Annotated in this window: 16 protein-coding genes and 1 other RNA gene; 14 read left to right on the top strand and 3 right to left on the bottom strand. The window is 68.6% G+C overall.

Translation table 11 applies throughout. From position 1 onward, the window contains the following. Positions 1 to 12 precede the first annotated feature (12 nt). Together rho and trxA are read right to left on the bottom strand one after the other, a co-directional pair. On the bottom strand, positions 13 to 1,275 hold the full coding sequence (gene rho, locus IPF36_RS31470) for a transcription termination factor Rho (RefSeq protein ID WP_042886485.1): 1,263 nt from the start codon (positions 1,273 to 1,275) through the stop codon (positions 13 to 15). Between the two features lie 180 nt (positions 1,276 to 1,455). After that, on the bottom strand, positions 1,456 to 1,782 hold the full coding sequence (gene trxA / locus IPF36_RS31465) for a thioredoxin TrxA (protein WP_029046118.1): 327 nt from the start codon (positions 1,780 to 1,782) through the stop codon (positions 1,456 to 1,458). A 458-nt stretch (positions 1,783 to 2,240) separates the two neighbouring features. Here trxA and IPF36_RS31460 point away from each other — a divergent pair, with 458 nt between their 5' ends. The 3 genes from IPF36_RS31460 (at position 2,241) to IPF36_RS31450 (ending at position 9,223) form a co-directional block, all read left to right on the top strand. Next, the gene (locus tag IPF36_RS31460; protein WP_116322035.1) at positions 2,241 to 2,513 is read left to right on the top strand and encodes a hypothetical protein; all 273 of its coding nucleotides are present in this window, start codon (positions 2,241 to 2,243) and stop codon (positions 2,511 to 2,513) included. Positions 2,514 to 2,687: 174 nt separating this feature from the next. Further along, positions 2,688 to 5,603, top strand: a complete 2,916-nt coding sequence (locus IPF36_RS31455) for a PD-(D/E)XK nuclease family protein (RefSeq protein ID WP_195431965.1) — start codon at positions 2,688 to 2,690, stop codon at positions 5,601 to 5,603. Continuing rightward, a complete protein-coding gene (locus IPF36_RS31450) occupies positions 5,600 to 9,223 on the top strand; it encodes an exodeoxyribonuclease V subunit beta (protein WP_255519957.1) in 3,624 nt (1,207 codons plus the stop codon). Before IPF36_RS31455 ends, IPF36_RS31450 begins: the two co-directional genes overlap by 4 nt. Before the next feature lie 213 nt (positions 9,224 to 9,436). Here the strand turns inward: IPF36_RS31450 and ffs are convergent. Beyond that, positions 9,437 to 9,535: signal recognition particle sRNA small type (ffs, locus tag IPF36_RS31445), an RNA gene on the bottom strand. A gap of 218 nt (positions 9,536 to 9,753) precedes the next feature. Between ffs and IPF36_RS31440 the strand changes: the two genes are divergently transcribed. The 11 genes from IPF36_RS31440 to IPF36_RS31390 all read left to right on the top strand — a co-directional run bounded on the left by IPF36_RS31440 (position 9,754) and on the right by IPF36_RS31390 (position 23,127). Then, on the top strand, positions 9,754 to 12,237 hold the full coding sequence (locus IPF36_RS31440) for an adenosylcobalamin-dependent ribonucleoside-diphosphate reductase (protein WP_195431964.1): 2,484 nt from the start codon (positions 9,754 to 9,756) through the stop codon (positions 12,235 to 12,237). Between the two features lie 120 nt (positions 12,238 to 12,357). Further along, positions 12,358 to 14,673, top strand: a complete 2,316-nt coding sequence (locus IPF36_RS31435) for a DNA polymerase III subunit gamma/tau (RefSeq protein WP_195431962.1) — start codon at positions 12,358 to 12,360, stop codon at positions 14,671 to 14,673. A gap of 73 nt (positions 14,674 to 14,746) precedes the next feature. Next, entirely contained in the window at positions 14,747 to 15,079 is a 333-nt protein-coding gene (locus IPF36_RS31430; protein WP_012353187.1) for a YbaB/EbfC family nucleoid-associated protein, read from the top strand. Positions 15,080 to 15,087: 8 nt separating this feature from the next. After that, complete coding sequence (gene recR / locus IPF36_RS31425) at positions 15,088 to 15,714, top strand: recombination mediator RecR (RefSeq protein WP_133096548.1); 627 nt, start codon at positions 15,088 to 15,090, stop codon at positions 15,712 to 15,714. A gap of 56 nt (positions 15,715 to 15,770) precedes the next feature. After that, on the top strand, positions 15,771 to 16,676 hold the full coding sequence (locus tag IPF36_RS31420; protein ID WP_063238140.1) for a LysR substrate-binding domain-containing protein: 906 nt from the start codon (positions 15,771 to 15,773) through the stop codon (positions 16,674 to 16,676). A 186-nt stretch (positions 16,677 to 16,862) separates the two neighbouring features. Further along, on the top strand, positions 16,863 to 18,059 hold the full coding sequence (locus IPF36_RS31415; protein WP_135705515.1) for a CaiB/BaiF CoA-transferase family protein: 1,197 nt from the start codon (positions 16,863 to 16,865) through the stop codon (positions 18,057 to 18,059). Next, the gene (locus IPF36_RS31410) at positions 18,056 to 19,024 is read left to right on the top strand and encodes a hydroxymethylglutaryl-CoA lyase (RefSeq protein WP_195431961.1); all 969 of its coding nucleotides are present in this window, start codon (positions 18,056 to 18,058) and stop codon (positions 19,022 to 19,024) included. The genes IPF36_RS31415 and IPF36_RS31410 overlap by 4 nt, the downstream gene beginning before the upstream one ends. Before the next feature lie 47 nt (positions 19,025 to 19,071). Then, entirely contained in the window at positions 19,072 to 20,103 is a 1,032-nt protein-coding gene (locus IPF36_RS31405; protein WP_195431959.1) for a tripartite tricarboxylate transporter substrate binding protein, read from the top strand. Between the two features lie 207 nt (positions 20,104 to 20,310). Next, complete coding sequence (locus IPF36_RS31400) at positions 20,311 to 21,354, top strand: ABC transporter substrate-binding protein (RefSeq protein WP_135705512.1); 1,044 nt, start codon at positions 20,311 to 20,313, stop codon at positions 21,352 to 21,354. 116 nt (positions 21,355 to 21,470) lie between these two features. Further along, entirely contained in the window at positions 21,471 to 22,283 is an 813-nt protein-coding gene (locus tag IPF36_RS31395; RefSeq protein ID WP_135705511.1) for an ABC transporter ATP-binding protein, read from the top strand. Between the two features lie 52 nt (positions 22,284 to 22,335). Further along, entirely contained in the window at positions 22,336 to 23,127 is a 792-nt protein-coding gene (locus tag IPF36_RS31390; RefSeq protein ID WP_195431958.1) for an ABC transporter permease, read from the top strand. Positions 23,128 to 23,247 lie beyond the last annotated feature (120 nt).

The raw sequence follows: 23,247 nt of genomic DNA, 5'->3' as shown, positions 1-23,247 counted from the left end.
CCGCACCGAGGCTTAGCCGCCTCTGCGCATCATATCGAAAAACTCCGCGTTGTTCTTCGTGGCCTTCATCTTGTCCATGATGAATTCCATGGCCTGCACTTCGTCCATGTCGGAGATGAACTTGCGCAGCACCCAGATCTTCTGCAGGATTTCCGGCTTGATCAGCAGTTCTTCGCGGCGCGTGCCGGACTTGTTCAGGTTGATCGACGGGTAGACCCGCTTTTCGGCCAGGCGGCGTTCCAGGTGCACTTCCATGTTGCCGGTGCCCTTGAACTCTTCATAGATCACGTCGTCCATGCGGCTGCCGGTTTCGATCAGCGCGGTGGCGATGATGGTCAGCGAACCGCCTTCTTCCAGGTTGCGCGCGGCGCCGAAGAAGCGCTTCGGACGCTGCAGCGCGTTGGCGTCGACACCGCCGGTCAGCACCTTGCCCGAGGCCGGCACCACCGTGTTGTAGGCACGCGCCAGGCGGGTGATCGAGTCCAGCAGGATCACCACGTCGCGCTTCAGCTCGACCAGGCGCTTGGCCTTCTCGATCACCATTTCGGCAACCTGCACGTGGCGGATGGCCGGTTCGTCGAAGGTGGACGCTACCACTTCGCCGCGCACCGAACGCTGCATCTCGGTCACTTCTTCCGGACGCTCATCGATCAGCAGCACGAACAGGTCGGCTTCCGGATGATTGTTGGCGATCGCGTGTGCAATGTGCTGCAGCATCACGGTCTTGCCGGACTTGGGCGAGGCCACCAGCAGCGCGCGCTGGCCGCGGCCGATCGGCGCGATCATGTCGATGATGCGGCCGGTGATGTTCTCTTCCGCCTTGATGTCGCGTTCGAGCGTGAGCGGCCGATTCGGATGCAGCGGCGTCAGGTTCTCGAACATGATGCGGTTCTTGACCGCTTCGGGAGGCTGCCCGTTGACCTTGTCCACCTTCACCAGCGCAAAGTAGCGCTCGCCGTCCTTGGGCGTGCGCACTTCACCTTCGATCGAGTCGCCGGTATGCAGGTTGAAGCGGCGGATCTGCGACGGGCTGATGTAGATATCGTCCGTGCTGGCCAGGTACGAAGTCTCCGGCGAGCGCAGGAAGCCGAAGCCGTCCGGCAGAACTTCCAGCGTGCCGTCTCCGAAGATGGTTTCGCCCATCTTGGCGCGCTTCTTCAGGATCGCAAACATCAGTTCCTGTTTGCGCATCCGCTGTGCGTTGTCGATCTCGAGCGTTGCCGCCATTTCGAGAAGCGCAGACACGTGAAGCGATTTGAGTTCTGTCAGGTGCATAGACGAGGGGTACAGATTTGCCCGGACGGGCGAGACTGAAAGAGAAGGGGGAAAAATGAGCGAACGCTCGGGGAGTTGTTGGTGGCATCTTAGCACAATCCGACCGGTGCGCCAGGGTGTGGCGCACGCACGTCGGATCGTGACAAAACCGGAGCGGCTGGTCTGGCTCCGGTGCGCAGCTTACAGGTTGCCGTCGAGGAAGGCAGTCAGTTGCGACTTGGACAGCGCGCCGACCTTCTGGGCCGCGACCGCGCCGTTCTTGAACAGGATCAGCGTCGGGATGCCGCGGATGCCGAACTTGGCCGGGACCTGCTGGTTTTCATCGACATTGATCTTGGCGACCTGCAGCTTGTCGCCATAGTCCTTGGCGACTTCGTCCAGGATCGGGGCGATCATCTTGCAGGGGCCGCACCATTCGGCCCAGAAATCGAGCAGGACGGGCTTGTCGGACTGGAGGACGTCGGCGTCGAAGGAGGCGTCGCTCACATACTTGATTTGTTCGCTCATGGCGGAAAACCTCTGGTTTCGCTCTGTTTATGTTGAAGGCCGGGAAACTGGGTAGGGCAGAACCGTAACCTTACACGAGATTGCGCGGACCCGCCGGGGACGCCATTGCCGCCTGCCGGCTGGCTCTGGCGGCCGTAGCCGCGCCCGTTGCTGCCGATATGTTACCAGTTTGCCGATTTTCAAGACCGGCACCGGTGTGGGGCTGAAAACCCGCCGGCAACGGTAATGATTCTGCTGCAATCGGGTGATTAGTAGAAATGCTTATTTTCAATGGCGCCAAGAGATTCAGCCAATCGGGGTGGGTGCCATGGCGTGCACATGGGGGCGCGGCGCAGTGCCGGATCCGCGTTGCGTGCGCGTAGAATAGAAAGCGGGCCGCGCGCCGGCCGGCCGATCCTCACGAACCCTGCTCTCCCCAGAAGGCCATCGACAAGGCGGCCATCGACAAGGTCATCGATATGAACACCGATCCCCGCAAGCCTACCCAGCCCGAGTCCGGCCAGGCGCCGGACGTGGACCACCTGAGCGATGCGCTGGACCATATCAGCAGCGCGGTCGAGACCAACAGCATTGCCAGCGGCGCCGCCAAGGGCCTGGTCTACAGCATCATCGAGACGCTGGGTACCCTGGTGGGCGACCCGGACCTGCCCGAGCATGCGCGCTCCGGCTACGAGGGCCTGCTCGAGACCGCGCGCGAGATCCGCGCCAGGCTGGAGGGCGGCACGCACTGAGCGGCCCGCCCGCGCGCAAGCCGCTCCGCCCACCGGGGCCCTTCCATGAATCGCCGCCGGCCGTGCTGGCCGGCGGCGTGCGGTATTCTCTTTGCCCCCTGACGCCCTGACGCCTGACTTCTTCCCCGACCGATGCAGTTACCGCAGCCACGCCGCGCTGCGGCTCAAGAGCCCATGACGTCGCTGAGTTTTCGCCCTGGCCCTGATTTCCTCGAGCAGGCGGCCACTGCTGCCTGGTTTTTCCTGGACCGCTGCGGCGCGCCCGAAGCCGGCGCACACGTAGTGGTGCCGACCGCCGCGCAGATTCCTGGCGTGCGCGAGGCGCTCGATGCCGCCGCGCGTGCGGCCGGACGGCCGCGCCTGTTGCCGCGCGTGCTGACGCTGGGCCACTGGCTGCTGGACCTGCCGCCCGACGGCACGCCGTTACGCAGCCATGCGGCGCGGCTGTTGGCGGTGCAACAGGCCGTGCGCGGGCAAGAATGGCTGCGCCGCGCCTTCGGCGCGCAGAACGAGACCGCGGCGTGGGGCCTGTCGCAAACGCTGCTTGCGATTTGCGACGAGCTGAATGCGCGCTGGCTCGAGGACGCCGCCATCCGCGATGACGACGACATTGACGGCGACGACCGCGCCGCGTTGCTGCAGGGCGCGCTGGAACGCACCTACTCGCACCTGTCCGAACGCTTCCTCGGCGAAGAGGCGCGCATCGTGCTGGCGTTCTGGCAGGCGCTGTCGGGGCCCGACGATCCGCTGCCGGCGCGGCGCCGCGCGCTGCGCGAACTGTCGCAGCAGCTGCGCGGCCCGGTGGTGTGGATCGCGCCGACGCCCCCTACGCCGCTCGAAGCCGCGTTCCTGCGCGATGCCGCCGAACTGGTGCCGGTACTGCAGGTCGGGTACGACTGGGCGGGGCAGGGAGATGTGGACTCCGATGCGGACGCCGCCGACTGGTACCAGACGCTGCTGTCGCTGTGGCCCGAAGCACGGATTGCCGAAGATGGAGACGTCACTGCGCCGCCCGCCATGCCGGCACTGCCCGAACAACGCCCGGCCATCCGCGTGATCGGCAGCGCGCGCTTCGAGGACGAAGCCGCGGCCGCAGCGGCGCAGCTGGTGCAATGGCTCAACGAAGGCCGCCGCCAGGTTGCGCTGGTGGCCCATGACCGCGTGGTGGCGCGGCGCGCGCGGGCGCTGCTGGCGCGTGCCGGCGCACCGGTGCGCGACGAGACCGGCTGGAAGCTGTCGACCACACGCGCGGCCGCCGCGCTGATGCGCTGGTTCGACCTGCTGGTGCGCGACGGCGATACCGCGGCGCTGCTCGACCTGTTGAAAAGCCCGTTCTGCCTGCCCGATTTCGCCGAGCGCGGCGCGGCCATCGCGCTGCTGGAGCGCCAGGTGCGGCGCGAGGGCATCACCGGCGGCTGGCCGCGCCTTCGGCAATTGTTCGGCAGCGTACCGACCAGCGCGCCCGAGCCTGGCAGCTACGAGGACGAACAGGCGGACGAACAGGCGGACGAGGCAGCCCAGGCGCCGCGTCGCGCCGCACGTGCATTGGTCGCCGTGTTGGCCGACGAGGCGGCACGCTGGCCGCGCGGCCTTGCGCAGCATCCGCTGGCAACGTGGCTGGAGCGGCTCGACGGCATGCTCGACGGCCTTGGCATGCGCGCCGCGCTGGCCGCCGACGATGCCGGCAGCCAGCTGCTCGACGCACTGGCCCGGCTGCAGGAGCTGCCGCACGATGAAACCGGCGGCCACGCCACGCTGTCGCAGGGCGAGTTCCGCGCCATGTTGTCGGCGCTGCTCGAATCGGTCGCATACAAGGAGCCTTCGGCAAGCGGCCCGGCGCGCATCACCATCCTGCCGCTGAACGGCGCGCGCATGCGCCGTTTCGAGGGCGTGGTGATCGTAGGTTGCGACGATGCGCAATTGCCGTCGAGCGCGGCCGAGCTGATGTTCTTCTCCAACCAGATGCGCCGCGAGCTGGACCTCGAAGACCGCGAGGCGCGCTTCGCCCAGCAGGCGCGCGACCTGGCGGAGGTGCTGCTGAACAACGCCGACGTGGTGATGACCTGGCAGCGCTTCGGCGGCCGCGGCGAACCGCATCACGTGTCGGGCTGGATCGAGCGGCTGGCGGCATGCTGCGCACGCAGCGGCGTCGTCATCGACGGCAACGCCGTGCCGCAGGCCCATGAAACCTTCGCCGAACCGCAAGGCATGCCCGCGCCGTCCGCGTTGCCGGAGCTGGTGCCGCAGCGCTGGAGCGCGCAGGCCTACAACATGCTGCGCCGCTGCCCATACCAGTTCTTCGCCGGCCGCATGCTCGGCCTCGCCGGGCTCGAGACCGTCAGCGACGAACTGGAAAAGCGCGAGATCGGCGAGCACCTGCACCGCGTGCTGCTGCGCTACCACAAGGACCTGCACGCGCGCCGCGAGCGCGGCGAAACGCTGCCGCAAGACCAGCGCCTGGCGCGGCTGCGCGAGATTTCGGACGATGTGTTCGGCGCGCTGATGGCCGAGGACGGCAATGCCATTGCCTATTACCGGCGCTGGTGCGAGGTGCTGCCGTCGTATGTCGCCTGGCAGTCGGCGCGCGAGGCCGAGGGCTGGTTCTGGCGCGGCGGCGAGCTCGATGCCGGCATCGACCTGCCCATGCCCGACGGCCAGCCCTTGCGGCTGACCGGACGCATCGACCGGCTCGACCAGGGGCCGGACGGCGCGCATGCGGTGCTCGACTACAAGACGCAGAGTGCCACGCGGCTCAAGCGCAAGCTGGCCGAGGTCGAGGAAGACTGCCAGCTGCCGTTCTACGGGCTGTTGCGCGCCGATGCGGTGGACGGCAGCTGGGTGTCGCTTGAAGGCGCGAAGGAAAGCGCGCGCGACACCTCGGCGGCAGCGCAACGCGAGGTCGGGCTGCCCGACTTCCAGGCCGCCGTCACCTGGCTCGAACGGCAGATGCGCCATGACGTGATGCGAATGCGGCAGGGGGCTAAGCTTCCAGCATTTGGCGATGCCTCGGCCTGCGTGTATTGCACCGCCCGCGGCCTGTGCCGCAAGGGCTTCTGGGAATCCACCGCCGTGCCGGTGCTGAAAACATGATGGTCCACGATCCGCTCAATACCCAGGTCCAGCCTTACCAGCGCGATGGCCATCCCGTGTCGGAGGCCGAGTTCACCCGCGCGGCCTGCGATCCTGCGCGCTCCGTCGTGGTCGAGGCCTGCGCCGGCAGCGGCAAGACCTGGCTGCTGGTGGCGCGCCTGGTGCGCCTGCTGCTGGCCGGCGCCGCGCCGCACGAGATCCTCGCGATCACCTTCACGCGCAAGGCCGCCGAAGAAATGCGCGACCGCCTGCTGGAAGTGCTGGCGCAACTGTCGCGCGATCCCGACGACGACGTCATCGCCGCGCTGGTGCAGCGCGGCCTGAGCCCGGAGGCCGCCCGTGAGGCGCTGCCGCGCGCGCGCCGCTTGCACGCGCAGGTGCTGGCCGCGCCCGGGCGCATGGCCATCGATACCTTCCACGGCTGGTTCGGCACGCTGCTGCGCGGCGCGCCGCTGGCGTCGGGCATCGTGCCCGGCGCGTCGCTGCGCGAAGATGCGTTGCGCATGAAGCGTGAAGCGTGGGCGCCGGTCTGGCGCGCGCTGGCCACGCCGCAATACGAAGACCTGCGCGCCGCATGGGAAACGCTGGTCGACACCGTGGGGGACTTCCAGGCGCGCGCGCTGCTCGACGCCATGTTCCACGCCCGCAGCGAATGGTGGGCGATGCAGGAGGGCGGCAGCCCGCTGCAGGCGCTGTCCGACTGCCTTGGTGAAGACGCCCAGGGCGACGTGCTGCTGCAGGCGCTGGCCGACGAAGGCTGGCGCGATGCCTGCGAGACGCTGGCACTGCGCCTGGGCGGCGGCGGCAAGACCGAGCAGACCCATGCCACGCGCATCACCGACGCGCTGATGGCCATTACTGCCTGGCGCGAAGCCGGCGCGGCGCCGGGCAAGGCCGCCGAACGCGTGTTCGCACAATTGCGCGCGGCGTTCTTCACCACCACGGGCGAGCCGCGCTCGCTGCGCCGGACCAACGCCCTCGTCAAGGCCGCGGGAGGCGAGGGCATGGTCGATACGCTGCTCGACCAGCACGCGTCCATCTGCGCGATGCTCGACGAGATCAGCGCCCGCTGCTGCGAGGCCGCGGTGCTCGCCATCAACCAGGCGCTGTTCTGCATCGGCGACGCGTTGCTGACGCGCTACCAGCAGCACAAGCAGGAACAGCGCGCGATGGACTTCGCCGACCTGGAATGGCAGGCCGCGCAGCTGATGTCCGACGAAGAGACCGCGACCTACCTGCAGGTGCGGCTCGATGCGCGCTACCGCCACCTGCTGCTCGACGAATTCCAGGACACCAACCCGCTGCAGTGGCGCATCCTGCAGGGCTGGCTGGCTGGCTACGCAGGCCTGGGCGAGCGCCCGACGGTGTTCCTTGTGGGCGATCCCAAGCAGTCGATCTACCGCTTCCGCCGCGCCGACGCGCGCCTGTTCGGCGCTGCCGGCGAGATGCTGCGCGACGCGTTCGGGGCGACGGTGCTGCGCACCAACCGCACCCGGCGCAATCGCGCCGAGGTGCTGGAGTGGGTCAATGCCGTGTTCGACGCGGCGCGCGCGGAAGGGCGCTACCCGCTGTACGAGACGCAGACCTCGGCGCTGGCCGAAGGCGGCGGTCCGGTGTGGCTGCTGCCGCTGGTAGAGGCCGAAGAGAAAGCCGAAGGCAAGGCGGGCGACAGCGAAGCGAGCGAGACGGAAGCGCAGGCCGGCGACGGCGCCATGCACCGCGACACGCTGCTGCAGCCGCGCCGGCAGGCCGGCGATTCGCTGCGCCTGGAGGAAGGCCGGCGTGTGGCCGCGTGGCTGCGCCATGTGCGCGACACCGTGCCGGTCCACGAGAACGGCGCCACGCGCCCCGCCCGCTGGAGCGACATGCACCTGCTGGTGCGCCGCAAGACCCATCTCGCCGACTACGAGCGCGCGCTGCGCGAGGGAGGCATCCCATGCCTGAGCCCGCGCCGCGGCGGCCTGCTGGCCACGCTGGAAGCGCTGGACCTGTCGGCCTTGCTGGCCTTCCTGATGACACCGGAGTCCGATCTCGATCTCGCCCATGTGCTCAAGAGCCCGCTGGTCGGCGCGACCGACGATGACCTGCTGGCCCTGGCGCAGCTGGAAGGCGAGGGCGGCTGGTGGGCGCGCATCGAAGCCAGCGGCCTGCCCGGGCACGTCTCGGACGCATTGCGCGAAGGCGTGCCGCGGCTGCGCCAGTGGCTGCGCGTCGCGCCGCACCAGCCGGTGCACGACCTGATCGACCAGATCTTCCACGGCGGCGAAGTCCGGCGCCGTTATGCCGAAGCCGCGCCGCCGGATATCCGCGAGCAGGTGCTGGCCAATCTTGATGCCTTCCTGAAGCTGTCGCTGGATCTGGACGGCGGCCGTTACCCGAGCCTGCCCAAGTTCATCGACGAGCTGCAGGAGATCCGCCGTGGCGACGAGGGCGAGAGCCCCGACGAAGGCGGCATGGGCGACAACGCCGAAGACGTCGAACCGGCGGAGGACGATGCCGCCTTTGCCGGCCTCGACGCAGTTCACATCCTGACCGTGCATGCGGCCAAGGGCCTGGAGGCGCCGTTCGTGGTGCTTCTCGATGCCAACCACAGCGATCCCGCCGCGGACAAGGGCGGGATCCTGGTCGACTGGCCGCCGTCGTCGCCGGTGCCGCGGCATTTCTCGGCGTATGGCAAGCGCAGCGAACGCGGACTGGCGCGCGCGCCGATGTTCGAGGCCGAGGCTGCGCTGGGCGAGCGGGAGAATTGGAACCTGCTCTACGTCGCCATGACGCGGGCGCAGCAGGGCCTGCTGGTCAGCGGCGTGAAGGGCCGCGCCAGTCGCGCCGCCGCCGGCGAGAACAACGCGGAAATCGCCGGCAGCTGGTACGTGCGGCTGCAGGGCGCGGGCGTGGGCGAGATGTTGCCCGCGTACCCAGGGCAACCGGAACAAGCGGGCGACAGCGAGGCGCCAGTACTGGCACGCCTGAGCGAGCCGGTGCGCTTCACCGACTTCCGCCTGCGCTACCGCGACGCCGGGGCGCTGCCATCGTTCGAGGACGACGCGCGGGCCGAGGAGGGTCCGTCGGCAGACGACGGCATCGTCTTCAACGCCGCGGCAGCCCGCCACGGCGAACTGGTGCACGCCCTGCTGGAGCGGCTGACGCGCTATCCGGAAGCCTTTGCCGGCATTCCGGACATCGACACGGTGCTGCGCTGGTTCCCGCTCACCGGCGCGCATACCGTCGAGGCACGGCAAGCGTGGCGCGAGCAGGTAGATGAAGCGCTCGCGGCGGTGCGCGCGATGCTGGGCGCGCCGGCGCTGGCGCCACTGCTGTCGTCGGACGAGGCCGGCAGCGCGCGCAATGAAGTCGAGCTGTATGACGCGCGCGGCCGGCTGCTGCGCATCGACCGGCTGGTCGAGTTCGACGACCGCGTCGTCATCGTCGACTACAAGCTGAGGCTGCTGCCGCAGGAGCACGCCGCCTATCGCGCGCAGCTGGGGCGCTACGTGGCGGCGGTCGCGCCGCTGTTCCCGGGCAAGCGCATCGAGGCCGGCGTGGCCACTGCCGACGGCCAGTGGATTCCCGCCGAGCGGCTGGCGCCGCCGATGCTGACGCAGCAGGGTTCGCTATTCTGAGTGGCGATCGCGCCGGACAGCTTCCGCAAATCGGCGCAGAATGGGCCGTGGGTGCGCCGGGTCCGGCGCGCGCCAGATGGCATGCTGTACTAAAGTGACAGGGACGGCGCTGCAGGCGGCGTGCGCATGTCGATGCGGAAACGATGCGGAAAGCTGTTCGCGTAAGCGTGGGGTGAAGCGGTGGAAGGGTGAAGCAGGAGGGATAGCGGGGAGGTGGACGAGCCTGACCCTCGGCACTGGTGGAAAACGGCTGTGGCTGCTTCGTTCCCGACCTGACCAGGTTGACCGCGCCACCATGCGAGGAGGCCCGTCCGAGCGGCATTGTAACCTAGTCCGAGGCATCGCGTCGAATTGCCTTGTCCGCCATGGGTCATTGCAAGCGGCAAGGCGCCGGCTTGATCTGGCGCAGGCAGTGCAGGCCGCGCTGGCCCGACCATGACAGGCCGCCGCATTGCAGCGGCGCGGCGCGCCGGCGATGCGCGTCCCGGATCCACCGATTCACCCAACCTCGGAGCGTGGTGAGCCCAGACATGAACGCAAACGACCAGATCATTCACGGTGCCATGGCGCCGCAGGAAATCTCCACCGAAGTCCTGATCGAAAAATACGCCAAAGGCGAAGAAGGCAGCATTGCCGACGTCAGGCAGCGTGTGGCGCTGGCGCTGGCCCAGGCCGAGCCGGAGGACCAGCGCGAGGCCTGGAGCGCGCGCTTCCTGTGGGCGCAGGAAAACGGCTTCGTGCCCGCCGGGCGCATCAATTCCGCCGCCGGCACCGGTATCCAGGCCACGCTGATCAACTGCTTCGTGCAACCGGTGGGCGACTCGGTGTCGGAAGCGCGCGACGGCCGGCCCAGCATCTACACCGCGGTGGCGCAGGCGGCCGAAACCATGCGCCGCGGCGGCGGCGTCGGCTATGACTTCTCGGCGATCCGGCCGGCGGGCGCGCTGGTGCGTGCGACGCATTCGCGCGCGTCGGGGCCGGTGTCGTTCATGAAGGTATTCGATGCCTCGTGCGCGACGGTGGAATCCGCCGGCGCGCGCCGCGGCGCGCAGATGGGCGTGCTGCGCTGCGACCATCCCGATATCGAGAGCTTCATCCACGCCAAGGACAAGGGCGACCTCACCAACTTCAATATCTCGATCGGCGTCACCGACGAATTCATGCGCGCGGTGCAGGCCGACGGCGAGGTCGAGCTGATCCATGAAGCCGAGCCCGGCGCCGACATGATCGCCGCCGGCGCCTATCGCCGCGACGACGACCAGTGGGTGTACCGCCGCCTGCCGGCACGGCAGCTGTGGGATCAGGTGATGCAGGCCACCTACGACCACGCCGAGCCTGGCATCCTGTTCCTGTCGCGCATCAATGCCGACAACAATCTCTATTACTGCGAGCGCATCGAGGCCACCAATCCCTGCGCCGAGCAGCCGCTGCCGCCGTATGGCTGCTGCTGCCTGGGTTCTATCAACCTGACGCGTTTCGTGCGCCAGCCGTTCTCGCCGCAGGCTGAATTCGACTTCGATGCCTTTGCCGAAGTGGTGCGCGTGGCCACGCGCATGCTCGACAACGTGCTCGACGTGACCTTCTGGCCGTTGCCCGAGCAGCAGGCCGAGGCCCACGCCAAGCGCCGCGTCGGCCTGGGTTTCCTGGGGCTGGGCAGCGCGCTGGTGATGCTGGGCCTGCGCTACGACACCGAGCCGGCGCGGCAACTGGCGGCGCGCATTGCCGAGCGCATGCGCGACGAGGCCTACCTGGCCTCGACCGAACTGGCGGCGCTGAAGGGCGCCTTCCCGCTGCTGGATGTCGACGCCTACCTGCAGAGCGGCTTCGCCAGCCGGCTGCCGCAGGCCGTGCGCGATGCCATTGCGCGCAACGGCCTGCGCAATTCGCACCTGCTGTCGATCGCGCCGACCGGCACGATCACGCTTGCCTTTGCCGACAATGCCTCCAACGGCATCGAGCCGGCCTTCTCCTGGACCTACAACCGCCGCAAGCGGATGCCGGACAACAGCTACCGCTCGTTCGAGGTGGCGGACCACGCCTGGCGCCTCTACCGTCACATGGGCGCCGACATGGCGCAGCTGCCGGACAGCTTTGTCACGGCGCTGCAGATGTCGGCGCTGGACCATATGCGCATGCTGGAAGCGGTGCAGCCGTATATCGACACCAGCATCAGCAAGACCGTCAACGTGCCGGAGGACTATCCGTACGAGGCCTTCCGCCACCTGTACCTGGAGGCCTGGCAGGCGGGGCTGAAGGGGCTGGCGACCTATCGCCCCAATCCGGTGCTTGGCGCGGTGCTGTCGGTCGACGCCCCGGCGGCAGCGCCTGCTGCGGTGGCCGACGACAACCCGCTGGTGCGCCCGTTCAACAGCCGGCCGGTCGGCGACCTGGAGGGCGTGACCTCCAAGGTCGAATACCTGACCTACGAAGGCCACAAGACCGTCTACCTGACCGTCAATTTCATGCGCGTGGCGGGCGTCGCCGACGGCAGGCCCGTGGCCATCGAGCGGCCGGTGGAGTTCTTCATGCCGGCGGGGCAGCGCAGCGAGGGCCAGCAGTGGATCACCTCGACCATGCGGCTGCTGTCGATGGTGGCGCGCTCGGGCGGCTCGGTCGCCAAGGCGCTGGCCGACATGCGCAACGTGGTGTGGGACAAGGGCACCGTGCGCTATGGCTCGCTGGTGCGGCAGGACGGCACCGAGGTGCCGCGTTTCCATGACTCGGAGGTGGCGGCGCTCGGCTATGCGCTGCAGCGCATCCTGATCAAGCGCGGCTTCCTTGATGCGGAAGGCGGGCAGGTGCCGGTGGCGGCGCTGGCAGCCCGCCTGGCGCAGCGCGAGGCGGGCGGGGCGGCGGCCGCGGAGGCCGGGATCGCGGTCCAGGCCGGCGCCGGCGTGGCCACTCCCGGCGTGGGCACCGGCAAGCCTTGCCCGGAGTGTGGCGCGCACGCCCTGCACAAGGTCGACGGCTGTGCGAAATGCGCCAATTGCGGCTACGTGGGCGAATGCGGCTGAGGCCGTCCCGCGCCTGAAACCCGCCAGCGGCGCGGCGCCGCTGGCAGGCCTGCGCTCCAGGCCGCAAACTCCGGCCCCGCCGCGGGTTGCGGGCGGTCGCCATTTGCTACAATCGCCGCCATGAGTTATCAAGTTCTAGCGCGCAAATGGCGCCCCAGGGATTTCACCACGCTGGTCGGCCAGGAGCACGTGGTCCGCGCGCTCACGCACGCGCTGGAACAGCAGCGGCTGCACCACGCCTACCTGTTCACCGGCACGCGCGGGGTCGGCAAGACCACGCTCTCGCGGATCCTGGCCAAGGCCCTGAATTGCACCGGCGCTGACGGTAACGGCGGCATCACCGCCCAGCCATGCGGGGTGTGCAAGGCCTGCACCGAGATCGACAGCGGCCGCTTCGTCGACTACATCGAGATGGACGCCGCCTCCAACCGCGGCGTCGACGAGATGGCGCAGCTGCTCGACAAGGCGGTCTACGCGCCGGGCACCGGGCGCTTCAAGGTCTACATGATCGACGAAGTGCACATGCTCACCAACCACGCCTTCAACGCCATGCTGAAGACGCTGGAAGAGCCGCCCGGGCACGTCAAGTTCATCCTCGCCACCACCGATCCGCAGAAGATCCCGGTCACGGTGCTGTCGCGCTGCCTGCAGTTCAACCTCAAGCAGATGCCGCCAGGGCATATCGTCTCGCACCTGGACCATATCCTGGCGCAGGAAGGCATTGCCCATGACGGCAACGCGCTGCGGCTGCTGGCGCAGGCCGCGCACGGCTCGATGCGAGATGCGCTGTCGCTGACCGACCAGGCCATCGCCTACAGCGCGGGACAGGTCTCCGAGGAAGCAGTGCGCGGCATGCTGGGCGCGATCGACCAGGGTTTCCTGGTGCAGCTGCTCGATGCGCTCGCCGCCGAAGATGGTGCCGCCATGCTGGGCATCGCCGATGCCATGGCCGACCGCAGCCTGTCGTTTGCCGGCGCGCTGCAGGACCTGGCTTCGCTGCTGCACAAGGTGGCGCTGGCGCAGGCCGTGCCGGCTTCGGTGCAGGAGGAATGGCCGGAGGCGGACGATGTGCGCCGCCTCGCCGGCGTGTTCGACGCGCAGGAGGTGCAGCTCTTCTACCAGATTGCCAACCTCGGCCGCAATGAGCTGGCGCTGGCGCCGGACGAGTACGCCGGCTTCACCATGACGCTGCTGCGCATGCTGGCGTTCCGGCCCTCGGCGTCGCCGGAGCCGACGCCCCCGACCGTGGCGCAAGGGCAGGGCGGCGGCGCCGCGCCGTCGCGGCCGCGCAGTGCGGCGCTGGCGGCCGATCCGGCCACGCCCCGGCATGCCGCCGTGGCGGCAGCACCGGCTGCACCTTCCGCTGCACCTTCCGCTGCACCTTCCGCTGCACCTTCCGCTGTAGCGGCGCCGATGCCCGTGGCGGCAAAGCCGGCGGCGCCGGCGCCCGTATCCGAACCGGTGGCCGAGCCCGTTGCAACCACCGCACCGGCTGCGCCCGCCGCACCCGCGCGCCCAGCGCCGGATGCTGCCATGTCGCCGGCCCGTGCCGCGCTGGCGGCCGCCCGTGCCGCATCCGCGCGCGGTGGCGCGCGCAATGCCCCGCCGCCTGCCGCGCCCGCCGCCGCAGCGGCTCCCGCGCAGCGTCCGCCGGCACAGCCCTTGCGCGCGCCCGGTGCATCTGCCGTCAGCCGTCCCGCCGCCGCGCCCGCCAGGCCAGGTCCGGCCGCTCGCCAGCCCGAACCCGAATCGGTGCCGCCGTGGGAGATGTCCGGCGGCAGCGATGTGCCGCCATGGGAAGACCTGCCGCCGGACTTGCCGGTGATCGGCCCCTATGACAGCGACCCCGGTTTTCGTGCGGACGAGCGAGACAACGGCTTCAGCGACAACGGTTTCAGCGAGCGGCCGGCCCGCGTCAATCCACGCAGCGGCGCCACCAGCGCGCCCGTACGCGAAGCCGAACCTGTGCGTGAGGCCGCTGCGCCCGCGGCACCGGCCGAGGGTGCCAAGTACGTCGCCCCGCGCCCGCCCGCGCCGGCCGAAGACGGCTCGCCGCCGGTCTTCGCCGGCGACTGGCCGGTGCTGGCTGCCGGCCTGCCGCTCAAGGGCCTGGCGCAACAGCTGGCGTACCAGAGCGAACTGACGCAGGTGGTCGGCAAGACCTTCAACCTGCGCATCCCGGTGGCCGCCCTCGGCGAGAACGGCGTCGCCGAACGCCTGCAGCAAGTTCTGTGCGACCACTTCGGCCAGCCCGTGCGCGTGCTGTGCGAAGTCGGCGCGGTCGCGGTCACCGCCGCGGCGGCCGATGCCCAGGCCCGTGCCGAGCGCCAGCGCGAAGCCGAGGCCGCGATCGAGGCCGATCCGTTTGTGCAAGGGCTGCTGCGCGACTTTGGCGGCCAGATCGTGCCGGGCTCGATCCAGCCGCGCGCGGCCTGACAGCCCCAGTCCGCGCCATCCGCCACGAATTTCCACCACCGAATTTTTTTACCGAATCCAGGAGCGTTCCATCATGATGAAAGGTCAACTCGCCGGGCTGATGAAGCAAGCCCAGCAGATGCAGGAAAACATGAAGAAGATGCAGGAGCAACTGGCCCAGATCGAGGTCGAGGGCCAGTCCGGCGCCGGTCTCGTCAAGGTGGTCATGACCTGCAAGAACGACGTCAAGCGCGTCACCATCGACCCCAGCCTGCTGGCCGAGGGCGAGGACAAGGACCTGCTGGAAGACCTGGTCGCCGCCGCCTTCAACGACGCCGTGCGCAAGGCCGAGGCCACCACGCAGGAAAAGATGGGCTCGATGACCTCCGGCCTGCCGCTGCCCCCGGGCTTCAAGCTGCCGTTCTGAAGGCAAGCGTGAAAGCGGGGGGGAAGGGTTCCGCGCCGACTTCGCTGCAGGCGCTGGTCGAGGCGCTGCGGGTGCTGCCGGGCGTCGGGCCGAAGTCGGCCCAGCGCATGGCGTACCACCTGCTGCAGCACGACCGCGAGGGCGCGCGCAAGCTGGGCGACGCGCTGCGCGGCGCGGCGGACCATATCCGCCACTGCCAGCGCTGCAACACCTTCACCGAGCAGGAAATCTGCGAGACCTGCCTGGATGACCGCCGCGACGCCGCGCTGCTGTGCGTGGTGGAAACGCCGGCCGACCAGGTCATGATCGAGCAGACCCTCACTTACCGCGGCAAGTACTTCGTGCTGATGGGCCGGCTGTCGCCGCTGGACGGCATCGGCCCGCGCGAGATCCACCTGGACCGGCTGCTGGCGCGCGCCACCGAGCCGGAGCTGGGCGGGCCGGTCGGCGAAGTCATCGTCGCCACCAACTTCACCAGTGAAGGCGAGGCCACCGCGCACTACATCGGCGAAATGCTGAAGGCGCGCGGCCTCAAGGTGTCGCGCCTGGCGCGCGGAGTGCCGGTCGGCGGCGAGCTGGAATACGTCGACGCCGGCACCATCGCGCGCGCGGTGATGGACCGCCGCAACCTCTGATCCCTGCGGCGCTGGGCGGCATGCCCGCGCCGGACTTTTTCGCGTCCGCCTGTCCCATGAACCTGGCCCGCTTCGATCTCGTCACGCTTGGCTTGTTCGTTGCCGTGGCGCGCCAAGGCAGCATCTCGGCCGGCGCGCGCCAGTCGCACCTGGCGGTGGCGGCCGCCAGCAAGCGCATCTCGGACCTTGAGACCGCGGTGGGCGCGCCGCTGTTTTTCCGCCATGCCGCCGGCGTGCAGCTGACCGAGGCCGGGCAGGCCTGCTTCCACCACGCGCTGACCATCCTGCAGGACGTGGAGCGCATGGCTGGCGTGATGTCCGACTATGCGTCCGGCGTGCGCGGGCAGGTGCGCGTCTGCGCCAACACGTCGGCGATCACGCAGTTCCTGCCCGACGACCTGGCGTCGTTCATGCAGCGCCATCCCACCATCCGCATCGAGCTGGAAGAACAGAACAGCCGCGACATCGTCGCCGCGCTGGTGGAGAACCGCGCCGACGTCGGCATCTTTGCCGACCGCACGCCAGCGGCGGGGCTGATGACGGTCGAGTACCGCCAGGACGAACTGGTCATCATCACGCCGCCCAACCATCCGTTGGCTGCACGCGGCCCGGTGCGGTATGCCGATACGCTCGAATTCGACTTCGTCAGCCTGCCGCAGGAAACTTCGCTGGCGGCGCGTCTGCTCGAAGAAAGCAGCCGGCTCGACCGGCCCTTCCGGCTGCGCATCCAGGTGCGCAGCTTCGACGCCATGTGCCGCATGGTGATGGCCGGCCTCGGCGTGGGCGTGCTGCCGCGCATCGCGGCCGAGCCGCACGTCAAGTCGATGGGTTTGTCGCTGGTGTCGCTGCAGGATGCGTGGGCGCGCCGCTCGCTGCTGATCGGGCTGCGCGATCCTGCAGGCCTGACGGTGTCGGCGCGTCTGCTGATCACCCATCTTTGCGGGGACAAGGCGCCGTTCTGACGTCCTGGGGCGCCAGGTGCCCCCCGGAGCCTTTCGCGTTCCGAGAAAGCCCGCTTCTCCGATTGCCGATTCCTGGCTCGCCCCTCGCTGGGGCACACTCCGTGCCAATGACAGACGCGGCGGTATCGATCACCAGATCGAATTTCCGCGGCGCAACGAATCCCCCGCATTGCACGGAGACACGCCATGGCGCAACAGATCCTCGAGGGCATCCGCGTCCTCGAACTCGGACAACTTATCGCCGGCCCCTTTGCCGCGAAAACCCTGGCCGATTTCGGCGCCCACATCATCAAGGTAGAGCCGCCCGGGCAGGGCGACCCGCTGCGCAAATGGCGCATGCTGCATGAGGGCACGTCGGTGTGGTGGGAAGCGCAGTCGCGCAACAAGGAATCGATCTGCATCGACCTGCGCCAGCCGGAAGGGCAGGCGCTGGTGCGAAAGCTGGCCGCCGAGGCCGATGTGCTGATCGAGAACTTCCGCCCCGGCACCATGGAAAAGTGGGGCCTGGGCTGGGACGTGCTGCATGCCGACAACCCGCGCCTGATCATGCTGCGCGTGTCGGGCTACGGCCAGACCGGCCCCAAGAAAGACGAGCCGGGCTTTGCCGCGGTGGCCGAGGCCATGGCGGGACTGCGTCACCTGACCGGCGAGCCGGGCCGCGCGCCGGTGCGCGCCGGATTGTCGCTGGGCGACACCATCGCCGGGCTGCACGGCGCCATGGGCGTGCTGCTGGCGCTGTACCAGCGCGATGCGCGCGGCGGCGAGGGCCAGGTGATCGACGTGGCGCTGTATGAATCGCTGTTCAACCTGAGTGAAAGCCTGCTGCCGGAATACTCCGCCTTTGGCGCGGTGCGCCAGCCCGCCGGCGGCGCGCTGCCGGGCATCGCCCCGTCCAACGCCTATCCCTGCAGCAGCGGCGAATACGTGCTGGTGGCGGCCAACGGCGATGCCATCTTCAAGCGCATGATGCTGGCCATCGGCCGGCCCGACCTGGCCGATGACCCGGCGCTGGCCCAGAACGACGGCCGCGTGAAACGTGTCGACGAGATCGATGCCGCCATCGCCGACTGGACCCGCACGCAGACGGTGGAATCGGTGCTGGCGGTGCTGCGCGAGGCGCAGGTGCCGTCGGGCCGCATCTATACCGTCAAGGATATTGCCGAAGACCCGCACTACCGCGCCCGCGGCGTGATCGAGTCGGTGACCTCGGCCGGCGGCCTGACCGTGGAAGTGCCGGGCGTGGTGCCCAAGCTGTCGGCCAGCCCGGGCGGCATCCATGACCGCGCGCCCACGTTGGGCGAGCATACCGATGCAGTGCTGAAGCAGGCGGGCTTCGACGATGCCGCCATCGCCGACCTGCGCGCGCGCAAGGTGATCGCATGAGCGCCGCCGCCCAGCTGCGCGGCCCGGCCCGCGTCGAAATCAATGAAGTCGCGCCGCGCGACGGCCTGCAGATCGAGCCGGTGGTGGTGCCCACCGACGGCAAGGTCGCCTTTGTCGATGCGCTGTCGGCCTGCGGCTTCGCCCGCATCGAAGCCACCTCGTTCACGTCGGCACGCGCCATCCCCGCGCTCGCCGATGCCGAAGCGGTGATGCACCAGATCCAGCGCTTCCCCGGCGTGCGCTACACCGTGCTGGTGCCCAACCTGCGCGGGCTGGAACGCGCGCTGTCGTGCCGGCCGGACGAGGTCAACCTGGTGATGTCGGCCAGCGAGACGCATAACCGCGCCAACCTGCGCATGACGCGCGAGCAGTCGCAGGCGCAGTTGCTGGCGATGATCGAAGCCGCCAGCGCCGCCGGCGTGCCGGTCAATATCTCGCTGTCGACGGTGTTCGGCTGCCCCTTTGAGGGCGAGGTCGAGGCCGACGCGGTGATGGCGCTGGCCACGCGCTTCGCCGAAGCCGGCGCGGCGGGCATTACGCTGTGCGACACCACCGGCATGGCCTATCCCACGCAAGTGGCCGCGCTGTGCGAGCGCTTCCAGGCGGCGCTGCCCGGCACCGGCCTGACCATCCACCTGCACAACACGCGCGGCATGGGCCTGGCCAACGCGCTGGCGGCATGGGAGACCGGCGTAACCCGCTTCGACGCGGCCGCCGGCGGCCTCGGCGGCTGCCCCTATGCACCCGGGGCCAGCGGCAATGTCAGCACCGAGGACCTGGTCCACATGTTCGACTGCATGGGCGTGCAGACCGGGGTCAGCCTCGGCGCGCTGCTCGGCGCGGTGGCCGGCCTGCCGGCGCTGGTCGGGCGCGACATCCACAGCCAGTTGCTCAGCGCCGGCCCGCGCCTGCGCACGCACCAGCCGCCGGGATGGATGGCGGAGCATTTCGCGGTGCAGGCCTAGCGCCGCACCCCGACAACAACAAGACAGCAATACAAATGGAGACCCTCATGAAGCAAGCCCTTCAACGCAACGCTGCCAAGCCGGCCACGTCCACCCTTATCGCCCGGCGCAAGGCCGTCGCTGCCACGCTGGCCGCGCTCGGTACCGCGTGGCTGGCGCCTGCCGCGCTGGCGCAGGACGCCTATCCCAGCCGCCCGGTCACGCTGGTGGTATCCGCCGCGGCAGGCGGCACCACCGACATCGCGGCACGGATGATTTCCGAGCCGCTGTCCAAGGCGCTTGGCCAGCCGGTGGTGGTCGACAACAAGCCCGGCGGCAATGGCGGAATTGCCGCGCAGCTGGTGGCGCGCGCCAAGCCGGACGGCTACACGCTGATGCTGCAGTACTCGGGCTTCCACGTGATCACGCCGCTGCTGATGAAGAACCTGTCGTGGGATCCGGTCAAGGACTTCGCGCCGGTGGCCAATATCCTGTCGGCGCCGCAGGTGCTGGTGGTGCGCCAGAACCTGCCAGTCAAGTCGCTGAAGGAACTGGTCGCATACGCCAAGGCCAACCCGGACAAGCTCAACTACGCGTCGTCGGGCAACGGTTCGCTGCAGCACGTCTCGACCGAGCTGCTGAACCAGATGGCCGGCACCAAGATCGCGCACGTTCCTTACAAGGGCACCGGGCCGGCCATCACCGACCTGCTGGGCGGCACGGTCGACCTGACCATGACCACGCCGCCGCCGCTGATGGGGCATATCGCCGCCGGCAAGCTGCGCCCGCTGGTGGTGACCAGCAAGACGCGCCTGCCCAGCTTGAAGGACGTGCCGTCGGCGCCCGAGGCGGGCTATCCCGACCTCGACGTGTCGTCGTGGTTCGCGATGTATGCGCCGGCCGGCACGCCCAAGGCCGTGGTCGACAAGCTGACCGGCGAGATCGAGAAGATCATGCGCACCGCAGCCTTCCGCAAGAAGGCGGAGGAACTGGGTGCCGAGGCGAAGTACATGAACCCACAGCAACTGGCGCAGTACCAGAAGGCCGAACTGGCGCGCTGGGGCAAGGTGATCAAGTCTGCGGATATTCACGCTGAGTAAGCATTGAAGCGCGGATGTTGTCTCCCCTCTCCCGCATGCGGGAGAGGGGAGCACACCAGGAGCCCGCCTAGGTATAGATACCGATGCGGACCCTCCATCCACCCGGTAGCATCGCAACTTGCCGCACGGCGGCACGCCGTGCTTTCGCGCATCGCCGTCCGAATCCAAATGGACAACAAACGGACAGGAAACGGGTAGGAGACAAGCATGTATAACAAGAAATTCTGGAAGCAGTTCCTGATCGCGCTGGCGCTGTTCCTGGCCGGCTGGTTCACCTTCGGTCATGCGCAGGCGCAGGGCAAGCCGGAGAAAACCAAGGTCACCATCGCGGTCGGCGGCAAGAACCTGTTCTACTACCTGCCGCTGACCATCGCCGAGCGCCAGGGCTATTTCAAGGACGAAGGCCTGGACGTCGAGATCGTCGACTTCGCCGGCGGCGCCAAGGCGCTGCAGGCCGTGGTGGGCGGCAGCGCCGACGTGGTTTCGGGCGCCTACGAGCACACCATCAACCTGCAGGCCAAGGGCCAGCGCTACCAGGAATTCGTGCTGCAGGGCCGTGCGCCGCAGATCGTGCTGGTGGTGTCGAACAAGACCATGCCTAACTTCAAGTCGATCGCCGACCTGAAGGGCAAGAAGATCGGCGTGACCGCGCCGGGGTCGTCGACCAACATGATGGCCAACTTTGTGCTGGCCAAGCATGGCCTGAAGCCGTCGGACGTGTCGTTCATCGGCGTGGGCGCCAGCGCCGGCGCGGTGGCGGCGATGCGTTCGGGCCAGATCGATGCGATGGCCAACCTCGACCCGGTGATCTCGATGCTGATGCAGAAGAACGAGGTGCGCATCGCCTCGGACACGCGCACGCTCAAGGACACGCAGGCGGTGTTTGGCGGCAACATGCCGTCGGGCTGCCTGTATGCATCGCAGGCCTTTATCCAGCAGAACCCCAACACCACCCAGGCGCTGACCAATGCCATGGTGCGCGCGCTGAAGTGGCTGCAGAAGGCCGGCCCGTCCGACATCGTCAAGACCGTGCCGGAAAGCTACCTGCTTGGCGACCGCGCGCTGTACCTGGCCGCGTGGGACAAGGTCAAGGAAGCGATCTCGCCGGACGGCACCATGCCGGCCGATGGTCCGCGCACCGCGCTGAACACGCTGCAGCAGTTCGACGCCGAACTGAAGGGCAAGCCGATCAAGCTGGAAGAGACCTATACCAACGCCTTCGTGCAGAAGGCCAACGCCAAGTACAAGTAAGACCGCGTCGCGCACGCCACCGGCCCGCTGCCCGCAGCGGGCCTTTGCTTTGCGGCAGCGGCAGGCATTCCCTCATCACTCGCCAGCGGCACGAATGGCGAACGACACGGTGCACCATGAGCATTCCCGCACTTTCCCTCGACAAGGTCACCTGCACCTTTGTCTCGCGCGATGACCGCAGTCAGCGCTATACCGCGGTCAAGGACGTCACGCTGTCGATCCAGCCGGGCGAGTTCGTCTCGGTGGTCGGCCCGACCGGCTGCGGCAAGTCGACGTTGCTGAACGTCGGGGCGGGCCTGCTGGAGCCTTCCAGCGGCGAGGTACGCGTGTTCGGCGAGCCGCTGCGCGGCATCAACCGGCGCGCCGGCTACATGTTCCAGACCGAGGCGCTGATGCCGTGGCGCAGCGCGCTCGACAACGTCGTCGCCGGGCTCGAATTCCGCGGCGTGGCGCGCGCCGAGGCCGTGCGGCAGGGCGAGGACTGGCTGCGCCGCGTGGGCCTGGGCGGCTTCGGCGACCGCTATCCGCACCAGCTCTCCGGCGGCATGCGCAAGCGCGTGGCGCTGGCGCAGACGCTGGTGCTGGACCCGGACATCATCCTGATGGACGAGCCGTTCTCGGCGCTCGATATCCAGACGCGACAACTGATGGAGAACGAGGTGCTGGACCTGTGGGCCGCGAAGCGCAAGGCGGTGCTGTTCATCACCCACGACCTCGACGAGGCCATCGCCATGAGCGACCGCGTGGTGGTGCTGTCGGCAGGCCCGGCCACGCATCCGATCGGCGAGTTCGCCATCGACCTGCCGCGCCCGCGCGACGTGGCCGAGATCCGCAATCATCCGCGCTTTGTCGAACTGCACGCCGCGATCTGGGACGTGCTGCGCGAGGAAGTGCTCAAGGGCTATGCGCAGCAGCTCAAGGTGGCCTGAGCCTGCCATTGCTACGTCATCACAACGACAACCGAACGACAACCGAACCCTGATGGCATTCCGCAACGACTCCAAGGGCATGCTGCGCGTCTGGCAGCTGCTGGTGCTGGTGGTGATCCTGAGCATCTGGCACATCGCCACGCGTTCGCAGCAGGTCGCCTTCTTCTTTGGCGAACCGCTGATGGTCGCGCAGCGGATCTGGAACTGGTTTTTCATCGAGCGCGATATCTACCTGCACCTGGGCGTGACGCTGCTCGAGACCGTGCTGGCCTTCGGCATCGGCACGCTGGCGGGTCTCGGCGTAGGCCTGTGGCTGGCGCTGAGCCCGATGACCTCGGCCATCCTGGATCCCTACGTCAAGGCGATGAACTCGATGCCGCGCGTGATCCTGGCGCCGATCTTCGCGGTGTGGTTCGGCCTGGGGATCTGGTCGAAGGTGGCGCTGGCGGTGACGCTGGTGTTCTTTATCGTCTTCTTTAACGTCTACCAGGGCGTGAAGGAAGTGAGCCCGGTGGTGCTGGCCAACGCGCGCATGCTGGGCGCAAACCAGCATCAGCTGCTGCGCCATGTGTACCTGCCGAGTGCAACCAGCTGGGTGTTTTCGTCGCTGCATACCTCGGTGGGACTGGCCTTCGTCGGTGCAGTCGTGGGCGAGTACCTGGGCTCGGCGCGCGGCGTGGGCTACCTGATCCTGCAGGCCGAGGGCACCTTCGACATCAACACGGTGTTTGCCGGCATCGTGGTGCTGACGGCATTCGCGCTGATGCTGGACTGGATGGTCGGCATCGGCGAGAAGCGGCTGATGAAGTGGCAGCCCAGGAGCGGGGAGACGGAGAAGCTCTGACCTCCGGGTCCGCGCTGGTTTGCTTCCTTTGCCTTAAGCGAGAGACGGGCACACAGTCCTGTGGCCCCGAAACAGACCGACACCGTCAGCAGCGGGCGCAGGGCGTTGCCGCATGTCCTG

This window comes from Cupriavidus sp. IK-TO18 (assembly GCF_015549295.1).
In the GTDB taxonomy this organism is placed as follows: domain Bacteria; phylum Pseudomonadota; class Gammaproteobacteria; order Burkholderiales; family Burkholderiaceae; genus Cupriavidus; species Cupriavidus oxalaticus_A.
Note: the sequence above shows the minus strand (reverse complement) of the source record. Positions and strands in the feature narration are given on the sequence as shown.